The 23265-nt window shown below is 56.0% G+C and carries 2 protein-coding genes; both read right to left on the minus strand.

Annotated elements, in window-relative coordinates; all coding sequences use genetic code 11:
• Positions 1-77 precede the first annotated feature (77 nt).
• Complete coding sequence (locus FO014_RS01190; RefSeq protein ID WP_160027193.1) at positions 78-16124, minus strand: non-ribosomal peptide synthetase/type I polyketide synthase; 16047 nt, start codon at positions 16122-16124, stop codon at positions 78-80.
• Positions 16124-23254 carry a non-ribosomal peptide synthetase gene (locus FO014_RS01195; protein ID WP_160027195.1) on the minus strand — a complete coding sequence of 2377 codons (7131 nt, stop codon included), beginning with the start codon at positions 23252-23254 and terminating at the stop codon, positions 16124-16126. The genes FO014_RS01190 and FO014_RS01195 overlap by 1 nt, the downstream gene beginning before the upstream one ends.
• Positions 23255-23265: the final 11 nt, after the last annotated feature.

Below are 23265 nucleotides of genomic sequence, written 5' to 3' on the forward strand. Positions count from 1 at the left end.
AATCAATACCGTAGCGGGATCAGCGGGATAGTTTATCCCGCTGATTTTCCCTCAGGTATAGCGAACACGCTGCGCCATCAAGCCAGCGTCCAATGCCCTAACCACGAAGTCATTTTTTCCGCCATCATTGCCGCGCCTTCTCCCGCGTTCATCGTCAGGTGGTTCCCCGGAATTACCTGCACCTCGAAGCGGCCCAACACCCAGGGATGCCAGAACTTGCTTTGATTTTCAGGAAAATCTGCAATCACCTCACGGTGAGAGAAAAACAGCACATCACTCATCAACGCATGCGGGTGGTAACGCTGCATCATCACGTTATGCCGTTGCCAGGTGCTCAAGTAACGAGGTAAGAACGCCGAGGAAAAGAGCGTTTCGGCCGCGGTTCCTTTGGTGATCTCAGATAAATAATGGATTTTATCCGCCATTTGGGTCATCGCCTTCCAGGCATCCCAATCAATGTCCAGCGACACCAGGCCAAATGAAAGCAGGTAGTCCAAAATCTGTTCATCCGTCATGGCCGCAGGCAGATTTCCCTGTCCTGGGGAATCAATCATCACTACCGGCAGAGACACATGTTTTTCCTCTTGGTACTGCCGCGCCATTTCAAACGCGATAATACCGCCGAACGAAGAACCGGCCAGGCAACATTCACCTCGCTCAAGATGCGGCTCCAGCAAAGCCAGATACTCTCCCGCCAATTGTTCGATGCTCTCGAAGGCGCCCGAGCCATTGAGCAGAGGTGAACGTATGGCATAAATCGTTCTGCTGCTCCCCAAGCATTGAGCCAACTCCCGGTAGAAATAGATGTCGCCGCCGATGGGGTGGATCAACACAAGTGGCATCACCCCCTCCTCCTCACCGTCGCGCAGCTTCACCAAACCGCTTTCGCCCTGAGGCTTCGCTGTCGCATGAGCCTCCAGCGATTGCGCTATTTGCACAACGCTCGGCTGTTCCATGGCCATAAGCTCAAGACGTATACCGGTCATTTTTTGCAGGCGGCCAATCAATTGCAATGCGCTCAGCGAGTCGCCACCCAGTTCGAAGAACCCGCGCTGTGGATCGACCGACTCACACCCCAGAACCTCTTTGAACAACATTGCCACCCGTTGTTGCATATCCCCTTGGTGCCCGGCTGCCTCCGCCGGAACCGGGGCCGGCCGCGAATGAGCGGGTGAATTCATCACACCGAACCAATGCCGCTGAGGCGCGAAAGGATATGCCGGTAGACGCAAAGACGTTTGCCCCGTACACCGCCAGAAACGTTCCTGGTTGATTTCCACACCTGACATATGCAGCACGCCAATGGAACGCCACAGCATCTGCGCAGTCTGCCGCTCATCCGTAGCGTTGCGCGGTGAAGAAACGACAACGACCGCATTACCCAATGCCGGATGGCGCGACGCCAGCGTACTCAGAATTTGACGCGGCCCTACTTCCAGCAATACCCAGTTGTCATCGGCACGGCGGTCAAGCAAGGTGCGCAGGCCGGCGTCATATTGCACCGTATGCCGCAGGTGCCGCACCCAATATTCGGGCTGACAAACCTGTTCCGCCGTTGCCCACTGGCCGGTCAAATTGGAGATAAACGGTAACTGCGGCTCGTTGAAGGCAATTTCTTGCAGAGCGGTCTTAAACTCTGCCAACACAGGCTCCAATAAACGCGAATGAAACGCGTGCGAAACCTTAACCGGATGGCAAGATACCCCTCGGGCGATCAAGCTCGCCTGCAAAGAGGCGATTGCCGACGCCGCGCCGGAAATGACACAGCTTCCCGAGTCATTAACGACGGCGATATCGACGCCCAACGCGGCAGCCTGTTCGCTTACGCCCTCCGCCGACTGTTTGATAGCCAGCATCGCCCCCGGTGCGGTGTGCGCCAATAGCGCACCGCGTTTGAGCATCAACTTGAGCGCATCCTCCAGTGAAAATACGCCGGCGATACATGCGGCAACATATTCTCCCAGGCTATGGCCAATCATCACCGTCGGCTTAACACCGAAGAAGCGATACCACTGCGCCAACGCATATTCATACACAAACAGCGCCACTTGAGTGACTGCGGTGTGGTGTACGCTCTCCCCGTTCGCCAATACGTCTTCCCGCGTTATTTCACCGCCCATCATCGGCTCGAGCAATGCGAGGCAACGATCGACCTCCGCTCGGAATTGCGGTTCAGCGTCATATAACGCCTGTGTCATGCCGACGAATTGTGCGCCCTGGCCCGGGAACATAAAGGCCACCTGCGCATCGAACGCAGGTCGGGCCATCGTTTCGCCCTTCTCGCGCAACCGCGCGACGACCGCTTCCCGTGAATCTTCGGATACCCACCGTTGGCATGCATAGCGGTGTCGCTGCGCCATCAGGGCATAGCCAACCGCCTCCATCGAATGCTCAGGATGCGTTGCCAAATGATCGGCCAAAGCCTCACTCATCCGTCCGAGAGCTGCGTCATCCGCCGCAGAAACGCACAGTATATTGCGCTGAGCGGACCGAGGCGCGGTTGTCGGCGTGTTCGGCGCCTGCTGAAGGATAACGTGCGCGTTGGTGCCGCCAATGCCGAAAGCGCTGACGCCGGCGGTGCGGAGCCCTGTGACGCTTTCCCAGTCGCGGGTTTCAACATTCACATAAAACGGCCCTTCAGCCAGTTTTAATGCCGGATTCTCACGCTGCATATGTAGCGTGGGAACTAACGTGCGATGCTGCAGGCACAACGCCGTTTTAATCAAGCCGGCGATGCCTGCCGCGACATCCAAATGCCCCAGGTTACTTTTCACCGAGCCTATTGCGCAGGCGTGTTCCGCCTGTTGTCCGGCGAAGGCCGCTTTCAACCCGGCAATTTCAATAGGGTCGCCCAATGGCGTGCCGGTGCCGTGTGCTTCGACATAGGAAATGTCCGCCGGCGTGACATCGGCATCGGCCAATGCCTTGGCAATCACCGCCTGTTGACGGCTCTCGCTTGGCGCAGTGAATCCCATTTTATCCCGCCCGTCATTATTTACGGCCGACCCTTTCACAACGGCATACACAGCATCACCGTCCGCCAGCGCTTGCGCCAAAGGTTTCAGCACGACAATACCTACCCCTTGTCCTTCAATGGTTCCCGACGCTTGCGCATCAAACGGACGGCAGTGACCATCAGGTGAGAAGATCATCCCTGGCTGGTACAGATAACCACCGCGCGCTAATTGGCCAATAGAGATACCGCCAGCTAATGCGACCTGACAGTCGCCCGCCTGCAAGGCGCGACAAGCCTGATGAACAGCGACCAGCGAGGATGAACAAGCCGTTTGGATCGTCATCGCCGGCCCGGTCAAATTCAACTTGTACGCCGTTTTTGTCGCCAAGAAGTGGGATTGGTTATGAATCATCAACTGGTAATGATCGATCAAATCAGACTGCGGCATGTTCGGTAGAACAACGTCTCTTTCGTAGTTGCTGTTGCCGATGGCCGCATAGACGCCGATATCACCGGCAAAGCGCTGCGGATCGCAGTTCGCATCTTCCAAAGCATGCCAGGCGCATTCCAGGAAAATTCGCTGCTGCGGATCCATCAGACGCGCTTCCTGAGCCGTACAGCCGAAGAAATCGGCGTCAAAGCGATCGATATCGTCGAGCATCCCCTGGGCGCGAACATAATGCGGATGATCCAGCAGTTCGGGGTCAACCGATGCCGCCAGCGCCTCGCGCGAGTAATGCGTAATAAACGCCTCGCCATCGCATAACCGTTGCCAGAATGCCGCCAGCGTTTGCGCGCCAGGGAAGCGGCCCGCCATCCCCACAATGGCGATATCGTCCCGGACATTGATCGGTCCAGTCGTCGGTGCCGGCGCCGCTTCATGTTGGCGACCTTCGATATGCGCGGCAATGCGGGCAATGGTCGGCAGACGGAAGAGATCTATCAGACCGATTTTTTGCTGAACCTGGTCGGGTAACATGCCATAGAGCCGGGTCAACATGATGGAGTTCCCACCCAGTTCAAAGAACGAGGTATTGACGCCCACCGCCTCGCAACCGAGCAATTCTTGCCAGATAACCTGCAACTGCTTCACCAGCGGCGTAGCGATTTCGCTCTGCGCCGCTGGAGATGCCTCACCGGCGTCAACCGACGGCAACGCACGAACATCCAGCTTGCCGTTAGCGTTCAGCGGCAAGGCAGACAACGCAATCCAATAGGCAGGCACCATATAACCCGGCAGTTGTCGACCGACGTGTTCATTCAACTGCCCGGAGTCAATTTCGCCCTGCGCCACATAATAGGCAACCAACGCCTGACCGACGTTCCCATCCCCCGCCACTTGGCATATTTGCACGGTGACCTGCAAGATCGAATCGTGCTGCAATATAACCTGCTCAATCTCGCCCTTCTCAATACGATGGCCGTGCAACTTGACTTGCTGATCCTGCCGCCCAAGGAATGCTATTTCACGATTTGGCAAAATGCGCGCGCGATCACCGCTGCGATACCATATCCCCTCAGCGAACGACAGTGAGACAAAGCGTGAGGCAGTCAGCTCAGGCTGGTTGTGATAACCCTCGGCCACGCCGCTGCCCCCGATATAGAGCTCGCCGATGGCCCCGACAGGCAAAGGTCTGCCGGCCGGATCCAACACCAGACAACGTTCTCCCGGCAGAGGGTGGCCTATCGTTAAAACGCGATCCGTCGCGGCACGCCGATAATGTTTACCGGTTGACCAAATGCAGGTTTCCGTCGGACCGTAGACATTGACGAGCGCCGTGAAAACAGCCTGGGCCTTCTGTGCCAAATGCGGCTCAAGTTTTTCACCGCCAACCAGAAGTAAACATTCCTCGTCCCCCTGCAATACCGGTAGGACAATTTCCAGCATGCTGGGCGTTGACTGGATGAAATCGAACTTACGGCAATCCAGCGCAGTGACATGATGAGTTCCCAAGGTAACGCAGCCGCCGCTCAATAACGGCAAACCGTATTCAAGACCGAAAATGTCGAAAACGGGGTTGGTCATGCTGTACGTTTTCAGTGCTTCTCTGCCCTGGAAGTACTGCTGCCAGAAACCTCGCAATGTGGCGAGCAACGCCCCATGCCCCACGCTAACCCCTTTCGGTTTACCCGTCGTGCCGGACGTGTAAAGTATGTAGGCGGTCTTCTCCGCCGCAGGTGCGAACGTCGGCATCGTGGCCTGTTTGCGCCACAGCGCTTCTCCCGCGGTGCCGAACAAGGGAATAGACGGAATACCGTACTCGGCCCCTTCATCCCCAGACATCGTCAATACGGCGATAGCCTGGCTGTCACGTAGAATGAAATCAATACGCTCCTGCGGATAGTCTTTGTCCAGCGGCACATAAGCTGCGCCCAGTCGCCCTATCGCCAACAAGGCCATGACCGTCAAGACTTTGCTGTGCAGTCGCAAGGCAATAGGCGCGTGCAGCGTCTTCTCAAGGCGGCCGGCGATGAGATTGGCGAGTTGCGTCACTTCTACGTCAAGCTGGGCGTAGCTCCAGCTGCGCTCGCCGTCACTCAGCGCCGGAGCGTCTGCCCGGCTGCATGCGTAGTGCGCCAACACCTGCGATAAGGTGGCGGCATTCCCCGGCGCAGGAAGCCACAATGGTTGCTCCGGCTCACAATAAACCGGAGCTATCGCCACCGTCTCCGCACTCGCGTCTTTCGCCATGTGGCCGACGATGTCCTTTAACAGTGCCATCGCTTGCCGCATCATCGCCGCATCAAAGTACTCCGCCGCATATTCCAGCTTAATCAGCAGAACGTCCGGCTCCTCCTCCACGCTGACGACCAATGGATAATCCCTCTGCTCATTGCGACCGACGAATTGATGACGCAGTTCGCGGTGGCGGTCTTCATCAGGCTGCGGGTAATTTTCATAAATGAACAACGAGTCAAACAGGCGCTGGCCCGCAGGCTGCAGATGAGCCAGATCGACCAGGCATCGGGTATTGGCTTCATTAATATCTTGCTGCAGCCGATGTGCCTGCTGAATCAGAGGCACATCGCTTTGATGCTCCACCTTCAACGGCAGCGTATTGAGGAACATGCCCAGCGTGTTTTCGATACCATTCAACGGCAGCATCCTTCCCGCCACCACGGTGCCCACCACGGTCACGGCAGCACCGGAGTAGAGTGCGAGCACCTTGTGCCAGGCGTATTGCAACAAGGCGTTCAGGGTCATGCCTTGGCGCTGGGCAGCTTCGAGCGCGCACCGGCGCTCTTCGGCGCTCAGTTCACAGCGGCAAATCCCCGCAGCGGAGACGCTCTTGATGGCTGCTAACGCCGATGACTCCGCATCCGGACGGCACCATCCGCTCAGATCCGGCGAGGTGTCTACCAATCTCAGGTAGTCGCGCCAGAAATCCGTGTCCCTATCGCGATACCGTTGAATGTAGCGCTGAACTGAAGCAAAGAGATCCGGTCTGTCCGCCGGCTCACGTCCGTGAGAAAACGTCAGGTAAGCGTCATGCAGCGCCCCCACCAGCAGCGGACTGCTCCAGCCATCGAGGATGGCGTGATGTACACAGAACAGGCAAGCGAAGTGGTCATCCGCCAGTTTGACCAGGCAGACACGGTACAGTCCGCTTTGTTGGAGATCGAAGCTGGCCTGCTGCTCACTTTCCTGCAGCCTGTGCAAGGCGTGTTCCCGTTCTTCAGGCGACAGATGGCTGATGTCATGGACGCGCCAAGGGAAACGCCCTTCATGATCCACGACCTGCACGATTTCACCGCGCCAATCGAACCGCAACCTCAGGCAGGAGAACTGTTGTTGCACCCATTGCCACGCCCGCTTGAACGTCTCGGGTTCGATCGCACAGTGGTAATCCCAGCGCGTAGCCACGCGATACACCCGATCGGCGTCGCCAAAGGCCAGCGAATGGTGCAACATCCCTTGCTGCAGACTATTGGCCATGAAGACCGCATCAACCGCCTGCGCATGTTGCAGCCGATCCAGATGGGGTTGCGGGAGGACGAAATCGACATCCGATTCGGTTAACCAACGCCAGGATGGCCAATTCATCGATACCAGGCCATCTTCCAACTCTCGAATAAGTCGCTGCGTCAACCAGGCCGCGTCATGCTCCCGCAGCCGGCTTTCGACCCGCAATTCAAGACGATCGCCAACGTTCAACACGACGATATCGATCAGATGCGTCCCTTCCTGGGAAGCATGGCGATGCAGCCCCACAAAGTGGTGATCCAGCGCCCAGTCTCCCGCCGCCTCCATCTTGCCCAGGTAGTTGATGCTGATGCCGTCCTCTCTCACCACGGGCAAACCACACAGGACACCGAAGTTTTCCGCCCGCTGCGACCAACGTCTCAGATTATTTTTCACCGCGAGCAAATGTTCCCTGGCATCGCATTGATAGCTAAAACGCACGGGATAACGACTGGTGAACCAGCCCATCGTCCTAGAGATATCCAGCGTTCGCTCATCCGCTTGCCGACCGTGCCCCTCAAACCATAGGCTAAAGGCGGTTTGTCCGGTCAAATCATGCAAAACGCGACCAACCGCCCAGGCCACCATGTCCTGCGGCTGCATGCCGAACATGGCGAGGTGCTGCATCAAGCGACAGGATGGCCCTTCTCCCCACGCAAGGGCATGACGCGTCGTCGCGGTTCCGCCCAGCGCTTGCAACGCATGAACTTCGCTGCCCGGCAATTGCCCCAGCCACTCTTCACGTTCATGAGAGGTAATTTGCGCACGTTGCCGCAGATGGTTCACCCATTGGCGATAGCTGCTGGCCTTCTCCGGCAGCGTTTCCTCTTGGCTCAGGCGTCGTAAATCGTCGACGATCACCTGCAGACTGACCGCATCGACAATCAGGTGATGGCAAGCGACGAACACCCTGGCCTTGCCGTCCGCGTACCCTTCAAGAACGGCGAATACGGCCAAAGGCCCGCTCTGCAGATCGAACGCCTGCTGCCAGTCGGCAAAACGCTGCAATAGCGCGGCGTCAAAATCCGGGTGGTCTTCCGGCAGCGACAATGCGCGAATGTCCAAAGCGTGGCATGGCGGCAGCGCAGCCTGCGGCTGGTAGCATTGACGCCATTCTCCCTGGGTATCTTTTTCGAAGCGCAGATTGAACGCGTCATGCTGCGCCACGAGGTGCGGCAACAGGCATTGCAGACGGGCCATTGTCATGCCAGGCGCCACCAACAGCCCGTACTGGTTCCACTGCTGCGGATGCGGCATATCATGTGCCAGGAACCATTGCTGGATGGGCAGTAGCGGAACTGCGCAGCTCAAGGCCCCCGTTTCGCGCTGAACGGTCTGGATGCCGCCAACGGTTTGACGGCCGAGCAGAGTGTCGTAGAACGATGCGATGGTGCGATACGTCAGCAACTCTTTCAGCGTGACATCCAGCTGCAATTCGCGCCTTAACCGCCCCGCCATTTGGATACTGGCGATACTGTCGATGCCCAACTGGAACAAATCCGCCTGGGTACTGAGTTCATCCGCCGGCACGTGCAGGATCTCGCCCCACAGCAGACACAGTTGATTTTCACGGTCGTCACGCGGCGGGCAGTAAGTCGTCTGCTCTTCGGCTGCGGGTAGCGGCAAGGCGTTGCGATCCAGTTTGCCATTCGCCGTCAGCGGCAAGGCATCCAAAGCGATAAGATGCGCCGGTACCATATATTCCGGCAATTGTTCAGCCAGTCGCGAACGGAGCATTTTCTCGTCAGCGTTCGCTTCGCCGACGTAATAAGCCACCAGCATCGGTGCCGGCTGCGCCATCACCAGCGCCACGGCCTGGTGGATCCCGCCGCATTGCAGAAGCCGGCTTTCAATCTCCCCGAGCTCAATGCGATGCCCGCGCAGCTTGACCTGGAAGTCGTTGCGCCCCAGGAATTCGACATAACCTGCCGCATGCCAGCGCCCTAAATCGCCCGTCTTGTATAGGCGTCCGTGACGAGGGTGCGAAATGAAACGCTCCGCCGTGAGCTGTGGATTTCGCCAATAATTTAATGCCACCCCCATCCCGCCAAGATAGAGCTCACCGGTCACGCCAACCGGACACATCTGTCCCTGCGGATCCAAAACATAAAGCGTCTGATGAGGCATCGCGGTGCCATAAGGGATGGAACGCCAGGCCGGATCGATCGCCTCTATCGGGTACCAAACGGACCAAATGCTGCCCTCGGTCGCCCCGCCCAGGCTGATGCAGTCAGCGTGCGGCCAAAGTGTGCGCAACGTCTCCGGCAGATTCAGCGGGATCCAATCACCGCTCATTAAAAACGCGCGCAGCCTTGGCAGTGAGCATCCCTGCCGTGCCACGGCATCGGCCAGCAGCCCGGCAAGCTGTGGAACGCTATTCCAGACGGTGACTTCACGCTCAGCAAGCAGCGGCAACCACCTCTCCGGATCTTTTACGCTCTCTTGAGCCGGTAAGACGATCTCCGCACCGACGCTAAGCGCGCCGAAGATGTCATAGACGGAGAGATCGAAGCTCAATTCAGACAGCGCGAACAGGGCATCTTCAGCGGTCAGCGAGAGGCGTCGATTTACCGCTTGCAGCGTATTCACTGCGCCACGGTGATCGATGGTGACCCCTTTTGGCCGCCCGGTGGAACCGGAAGTGAAAATGACATAGGCCACATCGGCGGCGCTGACGTGCGGCAAGCCGAAACACTGTGGCAAAGCGGTCGCCTCATCCAGCATATCCTCGATGACCAAAAGTTGATAACCCGCCTCGCTCAGTGTCCGGATATCCACACGCGCCGACTGTGCCCGGGTCAGCCAGAGCTGTTCTACACCGGCCTGTTGTAAAATATCGGCGATGCGCCCCGCCGGCCACTCCACATGCAACGGTAGATAGCCCTTGCCGGCCTTCATGATCGCCAGACAGGCACAGACCTGGGCGTAGCTTTTTTCCGCCAATACGGCAATCAGCGGTGCAGATGAGCCCATCCCCTGCTGTGCCAAAGCATCGCTATCTTGTTTCAATTGGCCATAGGTCATGCCGATCGCCGCTTCCCCGTCATACACCGCGATCGTTTCTCGATGCCGTGCTTGCGCCGCCAACAGATCGAACGCGCTGAACAGGGTTTCTTCACTGAGAGGCTGAGTGACGGCATGTGCCCGATGCATCATTTCTCTTTGCGCTTCAGGCAAATAGTTTTCGCATCCCACCCGTGTTTCCCAAGACTGCTGCGCTAATAGCGAGATCAGACGGCAATAGGTGCGATTCAGATGCGCAATGGTTTCTTCATCAAACAGCTGTTCGACATAAAGCCACTTGCTCATAAAGCGGCCATCGACTTCAATAGCCTGCAGGTCGATCCAAGCCTGAGAGGTTTGCGCACACCAATATCGCTGCTCGCGCGCCTCGCTGTCTTCCAGATACGCCTGTTTATCCCAATCGCCGGTTTGTTGCCCTACGACGCCAGTGAAGACCAACGGCGACACCGCCGAATGGCGATCCAGGCCGTGCAGTTTCACCAGATCGCGCTGCACATCCAACCCGCTGTACAACGCATGTTGAATGTCGTCCCACATGCGCTTATGCGTCGTCTCGATGGTGGTGAACAGGTCCTCGCCGGCATCGCGAAAGTGGAACAGGTTGGTCGAGGTAAAATCACCAAAAATGTCGTTTACGTCCTCGCAAACCGCGTAGCGGTTGAACAGCGTCATGGTAATGAGAAACTCGCTGTTGCCGGAATATCGCGCGATGAGGTAGCCATAGAGGCTCAGCAATACCGACGAGTATGAGACCTGATAATGCTGCGCTTGCCGTTTGAAATCCTGCCAAATTTGTTTGTCTATATATAGCGTATGCTCTGCAAAGCGCGGGTGTTCAACCGTGGCCGACGGCACCTTGAGCGGTAAGTTTGGCCGCAGCGGCATATCGGCCAGCTTGTCCTGCCAATAAGCGCAATCTCGTTGATACCAACGGGAGGCCTTCAGATGGGCCAGATGCTCCTGGTAGTCTTTGAAGTTCACGGTTGCCAGTGGCGGCAAGACATTTCCCCGATAAAGCGCATTAAGCAGTTGATACAGCGCCAGACGGCTTTGCACATCCAGCAAAATCAGATCGAGACTGATATGCAGCACGTCGCGATCGCGCAGCCGGCTGATTTCAAAAGTGAACAACGGGAAACGGTCGACCTGATAGACCTGATGGGACAGACGCTTGCGCACGCACGCCAGCACGGTAGCCTCATCGTCGAGGCGCAGGTCATTCACCGCCAAGGCATAATGGCCGGCCTGCGACACCGAAATGAAGCGCTGAGTCATGCTTTCCGCGTCATACACGGTGCGAAGCACCGGACAGAGGGCGATCAATCGGTTAATCGCCAGCTCCAGACGTTCGTCATCAAGACGCGGATAAACGAACTCGTTGTAGATGTGGTTGGCGACGTTACCGATCTCATAGTTTTCAAAGCGCCCAACCAGATAGGCTTTCTGAATCTCGGTCATGGCAAAGCAGTCGCCGTTTTCGACACCGCCCTGCAGAGGTAAATGCTGTAAGTCGCGTTCATCCGCAACATTGATGAAATCGCCAAGGCCGTATTGGGTTCTTCCCTGCCGTTCACAGCACGCTATCAGCGTGTCTATAGCCGCCGCCCAGGCCTCCAGCAACTGTTGATTTTGCTCGCCGGACAGACCGCTGACAACTTCGAGCTGCAACCTACCTTGCTCTATGTAGCTAAAGAGCGTAATACCGAAAGGCAAGCCGTTGTCAGGATGGCGCGTCTCACCGACCGGCGACATGACCAGCGCCCAATCCTTTTCATCCGGCGAAGTCAGCTGTCCCAGGTAGTTGAAACAAACATTGGGCAGCGGCAACCCTAGCTCACGGGCAAACGCGCCAAATCCTACGCCCTGATGAGGCACGCCGCGCAGTTGCGCTTTGGCCGCCTGTAAGCGCATTGCCGGATCGGGAGAGGATGAGAGCGCACAGGGATAAAGTGACGTGAACCACCCGACGCAACGATGAACGTCCAGAGCGGCATCAATCTCTTCGCGTCCGTGTCCTTCAACGGTTACATGGGTCAGCTCCCCGTTAAACCAGTGAGCGAGCATGCCGTCTGCACACGCTAGCAAACATTCGTCGACTTTCGCATTGAAGGCACGTAAACCCTCGGTTTGCAGCGCCTGCGTCACTTTTATTGATAACGCGAGGCGGCTGCATGCCATCGTAGCGCCGCGCTCAGCCGGCAACGCAACGGGGCGGTAATCCGCCATCCTGTCCCGCCAGTAAGACGCCTCTTCCGCGTGATTGGCACAATATTGCTCGAAGTGCTCAGTCCACTGACGATAACTCGTTCCCTTATCTCCAAGGCTTTCACCGTGGTAGGCGTTCGCCAGATCGCGGGCCAGAATGCCCCAACTGACGCTATCGAGCACCAAATGGTGGCAAGCGCAGAAAATACGGGCTCGCCCCTCGTCAAACCCCGTGACATAACCAAAACGATAAAGCGGCCCCTCGACCAGATCGATATCGCTTTGCCATTCGGTCAGCACGGCGGACAGGGCTTCTTGCCATTCCGGTTCCGAGCGTTCGGCATGATGACACCGCAGTTCGATGGCGTCCGTCATCGGTTGATAGCCTTGGCGCCAATGCGACGAATCCTCAGACGTAAACGTCAGGCGTAGCGCATCGTGATGTTGAATCAATGCGTGCAGCGCTTCGCGCAGGCGTTCGACGTCCAGCGCCGGCACATCCAGCAGAAACGCCTGGTTCCAATAACTCGGATAAGGGAATGCGCAGTCAAAGAACCAGCGTTGGACAGGCAGCAGCGGCAGCTCGCCAACCAATACGCCCTGCTCCCGTTTACCTTCAATCATCACCTGCTGCTGATGCTGAGCAAGCCGTAAATGGAGTGCATGCACAGTTTTGCTGGCGAACACGTCTTTCACCCGGATCGATACGCCCATCGCCTGGCGCAATTTGCTCACCAGCTTGATCGCCATGATACTATCCAGCCCCAACTGATACAGGTTAGCCTCACAGCTGAAATGCGCTTCATCGATCCCCATAATTTCCGCAACAATGGCGGCGATCTGCGCTTCCCTCTCCGACTGCGGTGCGACACGTTCCTGTACGACCGGCAGAGACGGTTCAGGAAGCGCACGCCGATCCAGTTTGCCATTCACCGTGATGGGCCATTCTTTCAACCAAATAAAGGTCTCCGGCACCATGTACTCGGGCAAGGCGGCGGCAAGAAAGTGTTGTAGCGTCGCCTCCGGCAACGGTGCCTGCGCCGTGTAATAGGCCACGAGGCGAGGATGGGGCTGTTGATAAACCAGCGCCACCGCCTGGCGCACCAAGTCAAACGCTTCGAGACGCTGGGCGATTTCACCCAACTCAATGCGATATCCGCGTATTTTCACCTGAAAATCATTGCGGCCAACATAAACGATTTGCCCATCATTCCGCTGATACACCAAATCACCGGTTTTATACAAACAGGCATAGTCATCCGCCCGCTCATCCCACTCGGTGCAATACGGATTGACGATGAATTTCTCCGCCGTCAGCGCCGCTTTATTCAAATAGCCGTGCGCCAGTCCAACGCCGGAAAGGTAGAGTTCACCCACCGCACCGGGCGGCAAAAGCCGCTGCCCTTTGTCCAGGACCAACACTTTCATGTTATCAATCGGCCGCCCGATCAGGACGTTATCTATATCCGGATCGTTACAGTCGAAATACAGCACATCGATGGAGGCTTCGGTTGGCCCATAAAGATTGTGCAGGGCGATATGAGGCAAACACTGCTTAATCCCTTTGACCTGGGTCAGTTTGAGCTCTTCACCGCTGCAGAACACGTAGCGCAAGCTCGGCAAGCTGACGTTTCGATCGCGTTGAATGCCCTGTAACGTCTCGGTAAAAGCCGCCAACATTGATGGCACAAAATGCAGTACGGTGATGGTTTCGCGCTCGATCAGTTCAATCAGATAATCCGCGTCCTTGTGGCCGTCCGGATCGGCAAAAACGATGTTGGCGCCGTAAAGAGAGGCCCAAATCAGTTCCCATACGGAGACGTCAAAAATGTACGGCGTTTTTTGTAACACCCGATCGGCGGCCGTCAGCGGATAGGATTTATTCATCCATTGGATACGGTTGATCAAACCGCGGTGCGTGCACATCACGCCCTTGGGCTGACCTGTGGTCCCGGAGGTATAGATGACATAGGCCAGATCGTTCGGTGATATCTGACGCGCCATGTTTTCATCGCTCAACAGCTCAAGCTCGTGGCGCAGCGATTCATCATCCAACACCACCAGCCGCCGCCCTGGCGCCGCCACCCGGTGTCGGTAGGCCTGATGGCAGATAATCACGTCGGCCCGGCTATCCTGTAGAATGTAATCGAGACGATCGTCGGGGAATGCCGGGTCGACAGGCAAATAGGCGGCCCCCAATTTCAGGATCGCCCAAATACCGACCAACAGCTCGACGCTGCGATCCAGACACAGCGCAACGCATGCGCCATGCCCCACCCCGCGTGACGATAAGGCGGCCGCCAATTGATTGGCTTGTAGATTCAACTGGCGATACGTCAATTGCCGATGCCGATCCGCACAGGCGATATTGTCCGGCGTCAGCGCTACCTGCGCTTCCAATAAAGCCGCGATATGCTCATCTTCTGAATAATCGCAGCGCGTGTCATTCCATTCAGACAGCACCTGCCGACGCTGGGCTGGCGTGATTAAATCGATTTGTTCGAGCGGCGTCTCCCAGGATAGCCGATCAAACTGGCCCAGCGCATAAACCAAAGCCTCGAGAATATTGCGAACGTAGTCCTCTTCGTAACGATTCTCCGCCGCGGTTAACGTGAAATCGATTTGACCGTCTCGTTGAGCGGCAAATAAGGACATGCCAAACTTTTCCGACAGATCGGGATAAGGCTCCAGACGATATTCCACGCCGGGGACGGCGATATCGCCGTTTTCAAAGTTATGGAAGGTAAATAGCAGCTGAACCAGTTCATTGATGCGCACCGCGCCACCGTCGATCTCCGGCGCCAAGTGCCCAATGTTCACCCACGGATGTTCCTGCAACTGCAAAATATCGTGCTGAATGCTTTTGACATTGCTCAACACGCTTTGGTCTGCGCGCAATGCGGCGATGACCGGCAGAGTGCTGATAAACGGCCCAATGGCGCGGCTGAACGCCTCGGGGCGATTCATCACTGTCAGTCCAATAGGGAAATCGCTGTCCTGGCCGCTAAAGGTCCGTAATACATGGGCGAACGTCGTAAACAACAGAGAATAGAGCGTCAGTCCCCGTTCGCCGCATGCCTGAGTCAAACGCGCGACAACCTCCGACGTCAATCCTGCCTGCACGGCAAAGGCACGATTCTCCACGCCAGAGAGATGGCGCTGTCGCAATGCCGGCGGTTCCGCCTGATTCAAACGGGCGGCCAACGATGCTCTGAACGTCTGAACATCATCTTGCCGCACCCGCCACTGTTGATATGCGGAGTAATCCAGGTACCCCGCTTCAGGCTGCGCCGATACAGACGGTGTGGCGTACGCACTCAACAGTTGATGAGCAAAATGCTGGACGGAAGGGGCATCAGACAGCATATGATGGTGAACGCACGCTAAAACGGCCTCTTGCGTCTCAGCCCGCACCAGCAGCACAAAGCGCGCAAACTGCCCTTCCGGCATAGGGAAGGTTTGTTGTGCCAACGCCCGTTTCTTACTTTCCAGCTCGGACCAGGAAATCCTTTCTACTTCCAGTGCAAACTGCTCTGGCGCCAGAAAAACGCGCTTCATATTGCTATCAATCGACTGACGCAACAGGGGCTGATGCCGTAAAAAGTTTTGCAGCGCGTTCCGCAACCGCGTGATATCCACCTGCGGCAATCCAATGAACAAGGGTACCGTATAGGTGTACGGCAAGCCGTCGATGTCGCTTTGCAGATACATGCCTTGCTGAATTGAGTCCAGCGCAAGTGGCCAGCTACTTGGCGGCAGCCTCAGAAAAGACGTTTCCTTCGCGAGCTGTTCGCTGGTCACGCCATTGTCCTGTAACAGCGTCAACAATTCGTCTTTGCGTGCCGCCACTTCAGCCTTCAGATCGGCATCAAAGCCGATATCCTTGTCGACAGAAAAACCCAACCGATCGTCCGCTTTAGCCCACAATAAAATGTTATTTTTTTTCAGGTTGTTCAATAAATCCGTCAACATCATTACAGCGCCCCTTCTTCTCTGCCGTTGCCACAAGGTTGCCCAGCGACCCACGCCGCCATTTCCTGAATCGTATTGTTGTTGTAGAGGTCTTCCAGACGCATCTCGGTTCCCGTCGCGAGGTTGATCTTGCGTACCAGTCGCATAGCCAGAAGCGAATTCCCCCCTTGAGTGAAGAAGCTTTGGTCACAACCGATTCGCTCTTCACGCTTGTCCAGAAGCTCCGCCCAAAGTCGGCGCATCCGTATCTCATCATCGCTGCGCGGAGTCAGACATTCGCTGTGCTTGACGACTTTCGGCAAGCGTGATGTATCGACCTTACCGTTGTTAGACAAGGGGATTTCCGGGATCAAAGTAACGTGCTGCGGCAACATATAGTCCGGCAAACGACGCGCCAAATGCCGTCTGATCGCCTGGGTCATCGAGACAGTGAGCGCAGGAACATCAAAGGCCGGTTCATCCTCGGCCCGCGCATACCCTATCGCCATGCTGCACAACGTGTCCTCGGCCGGCGTGACGCCAAGAATGCAGCCGCCAATTCGCCTCTGGGCGGCGAGCGCACCAAATCGCTGCATCATCCAGCCGCTGGCCTGATAATGGCACGCGTTCTTAGCACCATGGACCTGCAACAACACCTGAGACGACTGCAACACCCCGTACACGTCTGATGATTCGGCCAGCACGGAGGTCTCACCGAGGCAATAGTGTCGCCCTGACGCGCGAGCGACATAGGTGCCCCCCTCGTGTTCCATCACGCTGAAATCGACGCTGACTTGCGGTGGTGAAGTGACGGCGCAAACGCCGAGGTGGATCCGACACGCTAATGCACCCTCGTCAGGTGAAACGGCGTCAGCGGGCTTGACGTAATAAGCGACGCCCAAAGACTGGAGATGCTCAGTCAGCAAGGCCAACATGTGGCCGACTTCTATCTGCGCCAAAGCGAATGCGCGCTCGGCATATAACGCGGTGATGGTTTCCCACCGAACCACCAAGTCCAGATAAGGCCCGGTGTGTTCTCCCGACGCTTCTGCCTGGTACAAATGCTGTTCCAGCGGATGGTAGTAGTAATAACCCGCGGCATATTCTCCCATCGCCGCCGGGAGCCCGAGATACACTTGCACCGCATAGAGGCTGCTGGCCGAAGGATAGCGATATTTTGGCAACGCGCGCTGCGGCGAACGGAAAGCGGCGCATACGGCCAACAGCCCGGCCAAAGACGCAGGCGGCAGCGCGCTTCCCTCTTTCGCCATCTGTTGCGTCAACCACCCCGGCAGCGCTTCGTACAGACTGCTGATGGTTTCGGCGGATAACGCCTCCGCGGTAAACTGGCGAGTGCTCTTGCGGGCACGGTAAACCGTTTCATCCAGCGGATAGGGTATCGCTCGCGAAGGTTGCAGATCTTGACGTAACGCCGGCAGAGAAAGCACGAATGCGTCGCGGTTAGCAAAATAGAGCGGCACCGGCTGTTGCGCTTCGGGAACAACGTAAGCCATGAGGTCACCCTCGCTGAGCCGCACGATCGTCTGCCGGATCCCAGGTAATTGGCTCAAGTTATTCTCGATATCCTCCAGTTCCACGCGATAACCGTTAAGCTTGACCTGGGCATCTCTTCGGCCGAGGAACTCGATATAGCCTTCCGCCGACCAGCGGCCCAGATCGCCAGTTTTGTACAGGCGTCCATAGGTTGGATGATAAATGAAGCGTTCTCGAGTCAGCGTTTCAGCCTGCCAATATCCCTGAGCAACGCCGAGCCCACCGATATGTATTTCTCCGGTTACGCCGAAAGGACAAGCACTCCCCCACTCATCCAGCACCCACATCTGTTGATTCGGCATGGCGACGCCATAAGGAATGCTTTTCCACCTCGCGTCTACCCGATCGATTTCATGCCAAATGGACCAGATGCTGCCCTCCGTCGCGCCCCCCAGGCTCACCATCTTGCCGTCTGGTGATTGGGTTTTCAGGCGATGAGGCAAATTGAGCGGCAACCAATCGCCGCTCAACAGGAACAGCCGTAACCGGGTTAGCGCCTGCGTCGCAGGTTCGACTTCGTCAACCAGCAGGCCAGCTAATTGCGGCACCGAGTTCCAGAGGGTCACGTCATGTAGGCGCAGCGCGGCCACCCAAGCTTGCGGCGCTTTGGTCTCACGCTGGGAAGGGATCACCACACCGCCCCCCACAGCCAACAAACCAAACAGATCGTAAACGGACAGATCAAAGCTCAGCTCGGACAGCGCCAGTATCCGGTCTTCCCGGCCGACCGACCAACGTTGGTTAACAGCCAGGATGGTATTGACCGCCCCCTGGTGATCGATCGCTACCCCTTTCGCTTTACCGGTAGAGCCAGAGGTAAAAATAATGTAGGCCAGATCGTCAGCCCTGACGATCGGCCAGGCAACCTCCGTCGACGCACGTTCCTGCGCCGGCGCCACTATCTCGTCGAACACTAAAATCGTGATATCCGAAGGCAACGCCGACAGCTCATGTGCCAGGTCATGACGTTGCTGAGCAGAGAGCAGCAAGATATCGCACCGGGCTTGCTGCAGAATGTCGCGTATGCGCTCCCATGGCCATTCGATGTGCAACGGCAAATAAGCGCCGCCGCTTCTCATTATCCCAAGGGTTGAGACGGCCTGCGCATACCCTTTCTCCAGCAGAATAGCGGTAATACGTCCCTTTTCGCCCTTGGTATGCCGCAATAGCGCACGCCCCAGCGTGTTGCTGTCCTGTTCCAGCCTGGCGTAGGTAAAGTGGCGTTCGCCTTCGGTTTCGATCACCGCAATGCGCTCGGCCGTTTGCGGCGTTTCCAGACTGGAAAGGAACAACCCGTGCAGCGTTTGCTCCGACACCGTACTTTGCGTGGCATTCCAGCGCATGACCGCTTCCGCATGTTCCGCCGGCAGTTCAGGCTGCGGGAATGACATGGTTTCCCAATCGTGTTCTGCCACCCATCGAATCAGAGAACAATAGCCTTCGTGCATGGCCTTGATGGTTTTCTCATCAAACAATTGTTCGACATAATCCCACTCGGCAACGAACCCTTCATCGTTTTCGTAGGCTTTATGGTCGAGCCACACCTGAGACGTTTGGGAGATTGCGTATTGAACGCCGCGATATCCTTCATTAAGCGGCAATTCAAACATGCTCGCTTTATTGTTCATGCCAAGCACGCTGGTCAGCACCACCGGCGCGATAACCGTATTGGCGGGCAGATTCCGCCGCTGTTTCAACAAACGCTGTACGTCAATGCCGTCAAATAAATTATTATCGACGTCATTAAGCAAGGTGCGGTGGATAGCCGATAGCTGCTCGCTCATCGCAACGCCATTTTGACGTTGGTAATTGAACAGGCTTAAAACGGTAAAATCGCCAATAATTTGCTCGACCTGAGAATGTAACGGCAAACGGTTGAACAGCGTTAAATTAAGGCAAAGGCTCTCTTGACCAGACCAATAACATAACGTTCTGCTGTAGAGCTCAAGGATCAGAGCGGTCGGACTAATATTGAAGCGCTGGCATTTGTCGACGATCTTTTGCCAGCTCGACATAGGTATCGTCGCAGACAAACGCCGGAAGCTCGGCTTATCGATCCTGGCGGGATGCGCGGCCAGCGGCAATCCGGCCTCCAGCGTATAATCATCGATTTTCTGCAGCCAATATTGCTGCGCCCGCTCAAATAATGCGCTGCCGCGCAGGCGCTCGTACTGCAGCTGATAATCGCGGTAGCTGATGTCCAGCGGCGGCAGCGCCAGATTTTCGTCGTGATATAACGCAATCCACTCGCCGAATAATATTTCAAAACTGGTCATATCAATGATAATGGCATCAAAGCTGACATGCAGAAGGTATTTCCCTTGATACTCGCTCAGGAAAATATCGAATAGCGGATAACAATCTGGTTTGTAAACCTTGTGCGAGTACTCGGCGCGCAAAGCCAATAGCTCGTCTTCATTTTTCAGGGGGTGGTAGCCTATTTTGTAATGCGCTGCCGCACTTAAAAATCGCTGTTCTCCCTCTTCAAATACGGTGCGCAACGCAGGATGGCGTGCAATAAGTTGATTATAGGCACGCTCCAATTTGTCGTGATCAATATGGTCGAAAACAAATTCATTATAAATATGGGTAGAGACCTCGCTGAGATCGAAACTTTTCATTCGTCCCAGATAATAAGATTGCTGAACATTATTCAGCGGGAAAGGATGGTACAGATGGGTCTCATCACATTGTGCAATCTGGTAGTCTTGGTAAAGAAAACTGCCGCGCCCGGCGGCCACCAATGGCGTTAACCTGGCCACATTTTTTCTTTCGAAAATATCTTTAACTTTCAGATCGCACTGAAGCGTACCGTTTATGCGATTTACCAAGCGAATGGCCGACAGGCTGTTGCCTCCCAAAGCAAAAAAGTCGTCGGTAATGCCGATTCGTCCGCTTTCGCTCCCCAATACATCCTGGAATAGCTTGCACAGGCATCGCTGGAACTCGTTTCCCGGCGCTACGTAATGCGCTTTATCTTGCGCTTGTACCTGCGGCAAGGCTTTACGATCCACTTTGCCATTCATATTCAAGGGGATCTCAGGCAGGTACATATAAGCGCTGGGGAGCATGTAGTCCGGAAGCAGCGTCACCAGATAATCCTGCAGTTGCTGGCGTGCCACCGGCGATTTGGCCTGATAATAGGCAACCAGGGACGCCTGTTGTTCTTCCTTGGCCGGCTGTAAATTTACAACAACCTGCTGCATCCCGGGGTAGGTTCGCAAAACCGACTCTATTTCACCCAGTTCGATCCGATGTCCCCGCAATTTTATCTGGTTATCCCATCGGCTGAGGTATTCAAATCTGCCGTCGGGCAAACAACGCACGCGATCGCCCGTCTTGTACATGATGCGACCGAACCAGGCTGACGGCGTGCTGGAACATATGTTCGGCAAAAAGCTTGCTTGCGTCTGACGTGCATTGCCGTAGTAACCGCGCGCAACGCCCAACCCCGAAATATACATTTCCCCGATCACGCCGGGAGGAAGTAAACGCCGCCGTTCGTCCAAGATAAAGCACTGGGTATTCGCTAGCGGGCGCCCAATGGTGACGCTATCAACCCCAGGCAACAGTTCATCCGCGGTAGACCAAACCGTCGTTTCGGTTGGCCCATACACATTCCACGCACGCTCGGTGTTTTCTGACAACCAACGCGCCACCGCATGCGGCACCGCTTCCCCACCGCACAATGCCCGAACGGGTAGCGTTGTCTCGGCATATTGCTGCGCGACCTGATGCCAAAAAGAAGGCGTCCCCTGCATCAGGCTCACGGAATGACTCGCGATAAAGTGCGGCAAGTCATTATTCGCCAACAACGTCTTCTGGTCGGTTAATACCACCGTGGCGCCAAACATGAGCGGCATAAATATTTCCAGAGTTGAAATATCAAATGCCAACGTAGTGATCGCCAGAAAACGATCCTGATGCGTCACAGACATGCGTCGAGAAATATCGCTGGCGATATTCACAAAGCTGCGATGTTCTACGGCAACCCCTTTAGGCTTACCTGTCGTTCCCGAGGTGTAAATAATATAGGCCAATGCTGAAGCCTCAGCCTGGGAGGGGAATTCGTTGCAACCGTCGGCCCCAGCGAAAGGAGAAGCGGCATATTCACGCCAATCCAAATAACTCAGCCCTTGCGGCAGGCTGCCGGCTGACTGAGCATGCGCACCGATGATTAACGCCGGCTGGGCATCGGCCAAAATAGAATAGGTCCTCACTACGGGCGCATTTTTGTCGATCGGAATATAGGCGCACCCCAGCTTAAGCACGGCCATCAGGCATACTGCCAACTCCGCCTCACGCGGCATCATCAAGGCAATTTTGTCGCCTGCCGCTACCCCATATTGCCGTTGCAGATAGTCGGCCAGGCGACTGGCCTGTTGCTGCAGCATTCGATAACTGAGCGTTTCATTTTTCGTTATCACTGCAGGGTGATCGTTAAGCGCCCGTGCCTGTTGTTCAAACATCCCGACGATAGTCTGTCTCGGATATTCACATTGCGTGGCATTAATTTTCGCATAATAACGTTGGTAGCTATTTTCAGACACGCCGGTCAACGCATCTATATCCCCTTCATTACGCATGAATGTGGCGAGCGCCGCCATAAACTCATCGATATTTGCGGCTACAACGTCGAAAAATGGGTTTTCGCCGTAAAATTGCAAACTGAGCGTACAGCGCGTGCTGTTCCATACGATCCTGATCGGGGCCGCTGCCGTGTCGACATCCCCCTCATCCATGATGACATCCACGCCAACCACAGATACAAAACGGCCGTCATGATGGGATTCGTAGAATGGGTTCGCCGAGTCCCCCTGCAGTACCCGCACTAACCAAGGAGAGAGCTCGGCGTATGTTTCCGTTCCGTTGAGTAACCGTAATACTTTGCTGCTGCGTTGCCTATCTTGCAATTGCAGTACATAAAGCCCAGGCCGCCGTGCGTTGAGCAGAAACTGCAACTGGAAAGCCAACAGCAAAGCCTGTTGCGGCTGCGCAACGCCATCGATGGTCCGTTGAACCACTGCAGCATCGTTAACGGCAGACACTTCATCCCTCAGGTTGAAGCAGCCATAACGCGGTTCATCGTTTTCCAGCGCTCGCTGCTCTTGCTGTACCCTCTGCTGGGCAACCAGCCAATCCGTAACTCGGTTTGGCCCTTCGGGCAGAGCAATATCCAGATCTTTCGCCTCACGGCTGAGCATGACCGCGCCATCGATGAACAACTCGCCCAACACCGTCTGCGACAACGCTCGGCGGGCTTCCCGCCACGGCAGCTCACGCTGAGCTAACGCCCTGATATTCCCGCCTTCTTCAGCATGAATCTGGAACAACACATTTTGTCGATCGGCGAAAACGGCTAACCGGACGATGGGGCCCCTCACCGAGGCGCTTTCTTCGAGACAGAGCTCATAGTCGATACGCTGATCGCCAACGTCGGAATAGCAAAAGAGGTTGTGCTGTGAACCTGTCCAGTGCGTTCGCTCAGCGTCGCTCAGACCGATTAAGTAGACAAAGTGGCCGGCATCCAGCAAGTAACGGACAATATGGCTGCGCAACGATTCTACGGTATGGTTGACAAGAATGTTCAGAATCTTCATGGATATTACTC

Origin of the sequence: Serratia rhizosphaerae (assembly GCF_009817885.1) — a bacterium.
GTDB lineage: Bacteria > Pseudomonadota > Gammaproteobacteria > Enterobacterales > Enterobacteriaceae > Serratia_B > Serratia_B rhizosphaerae.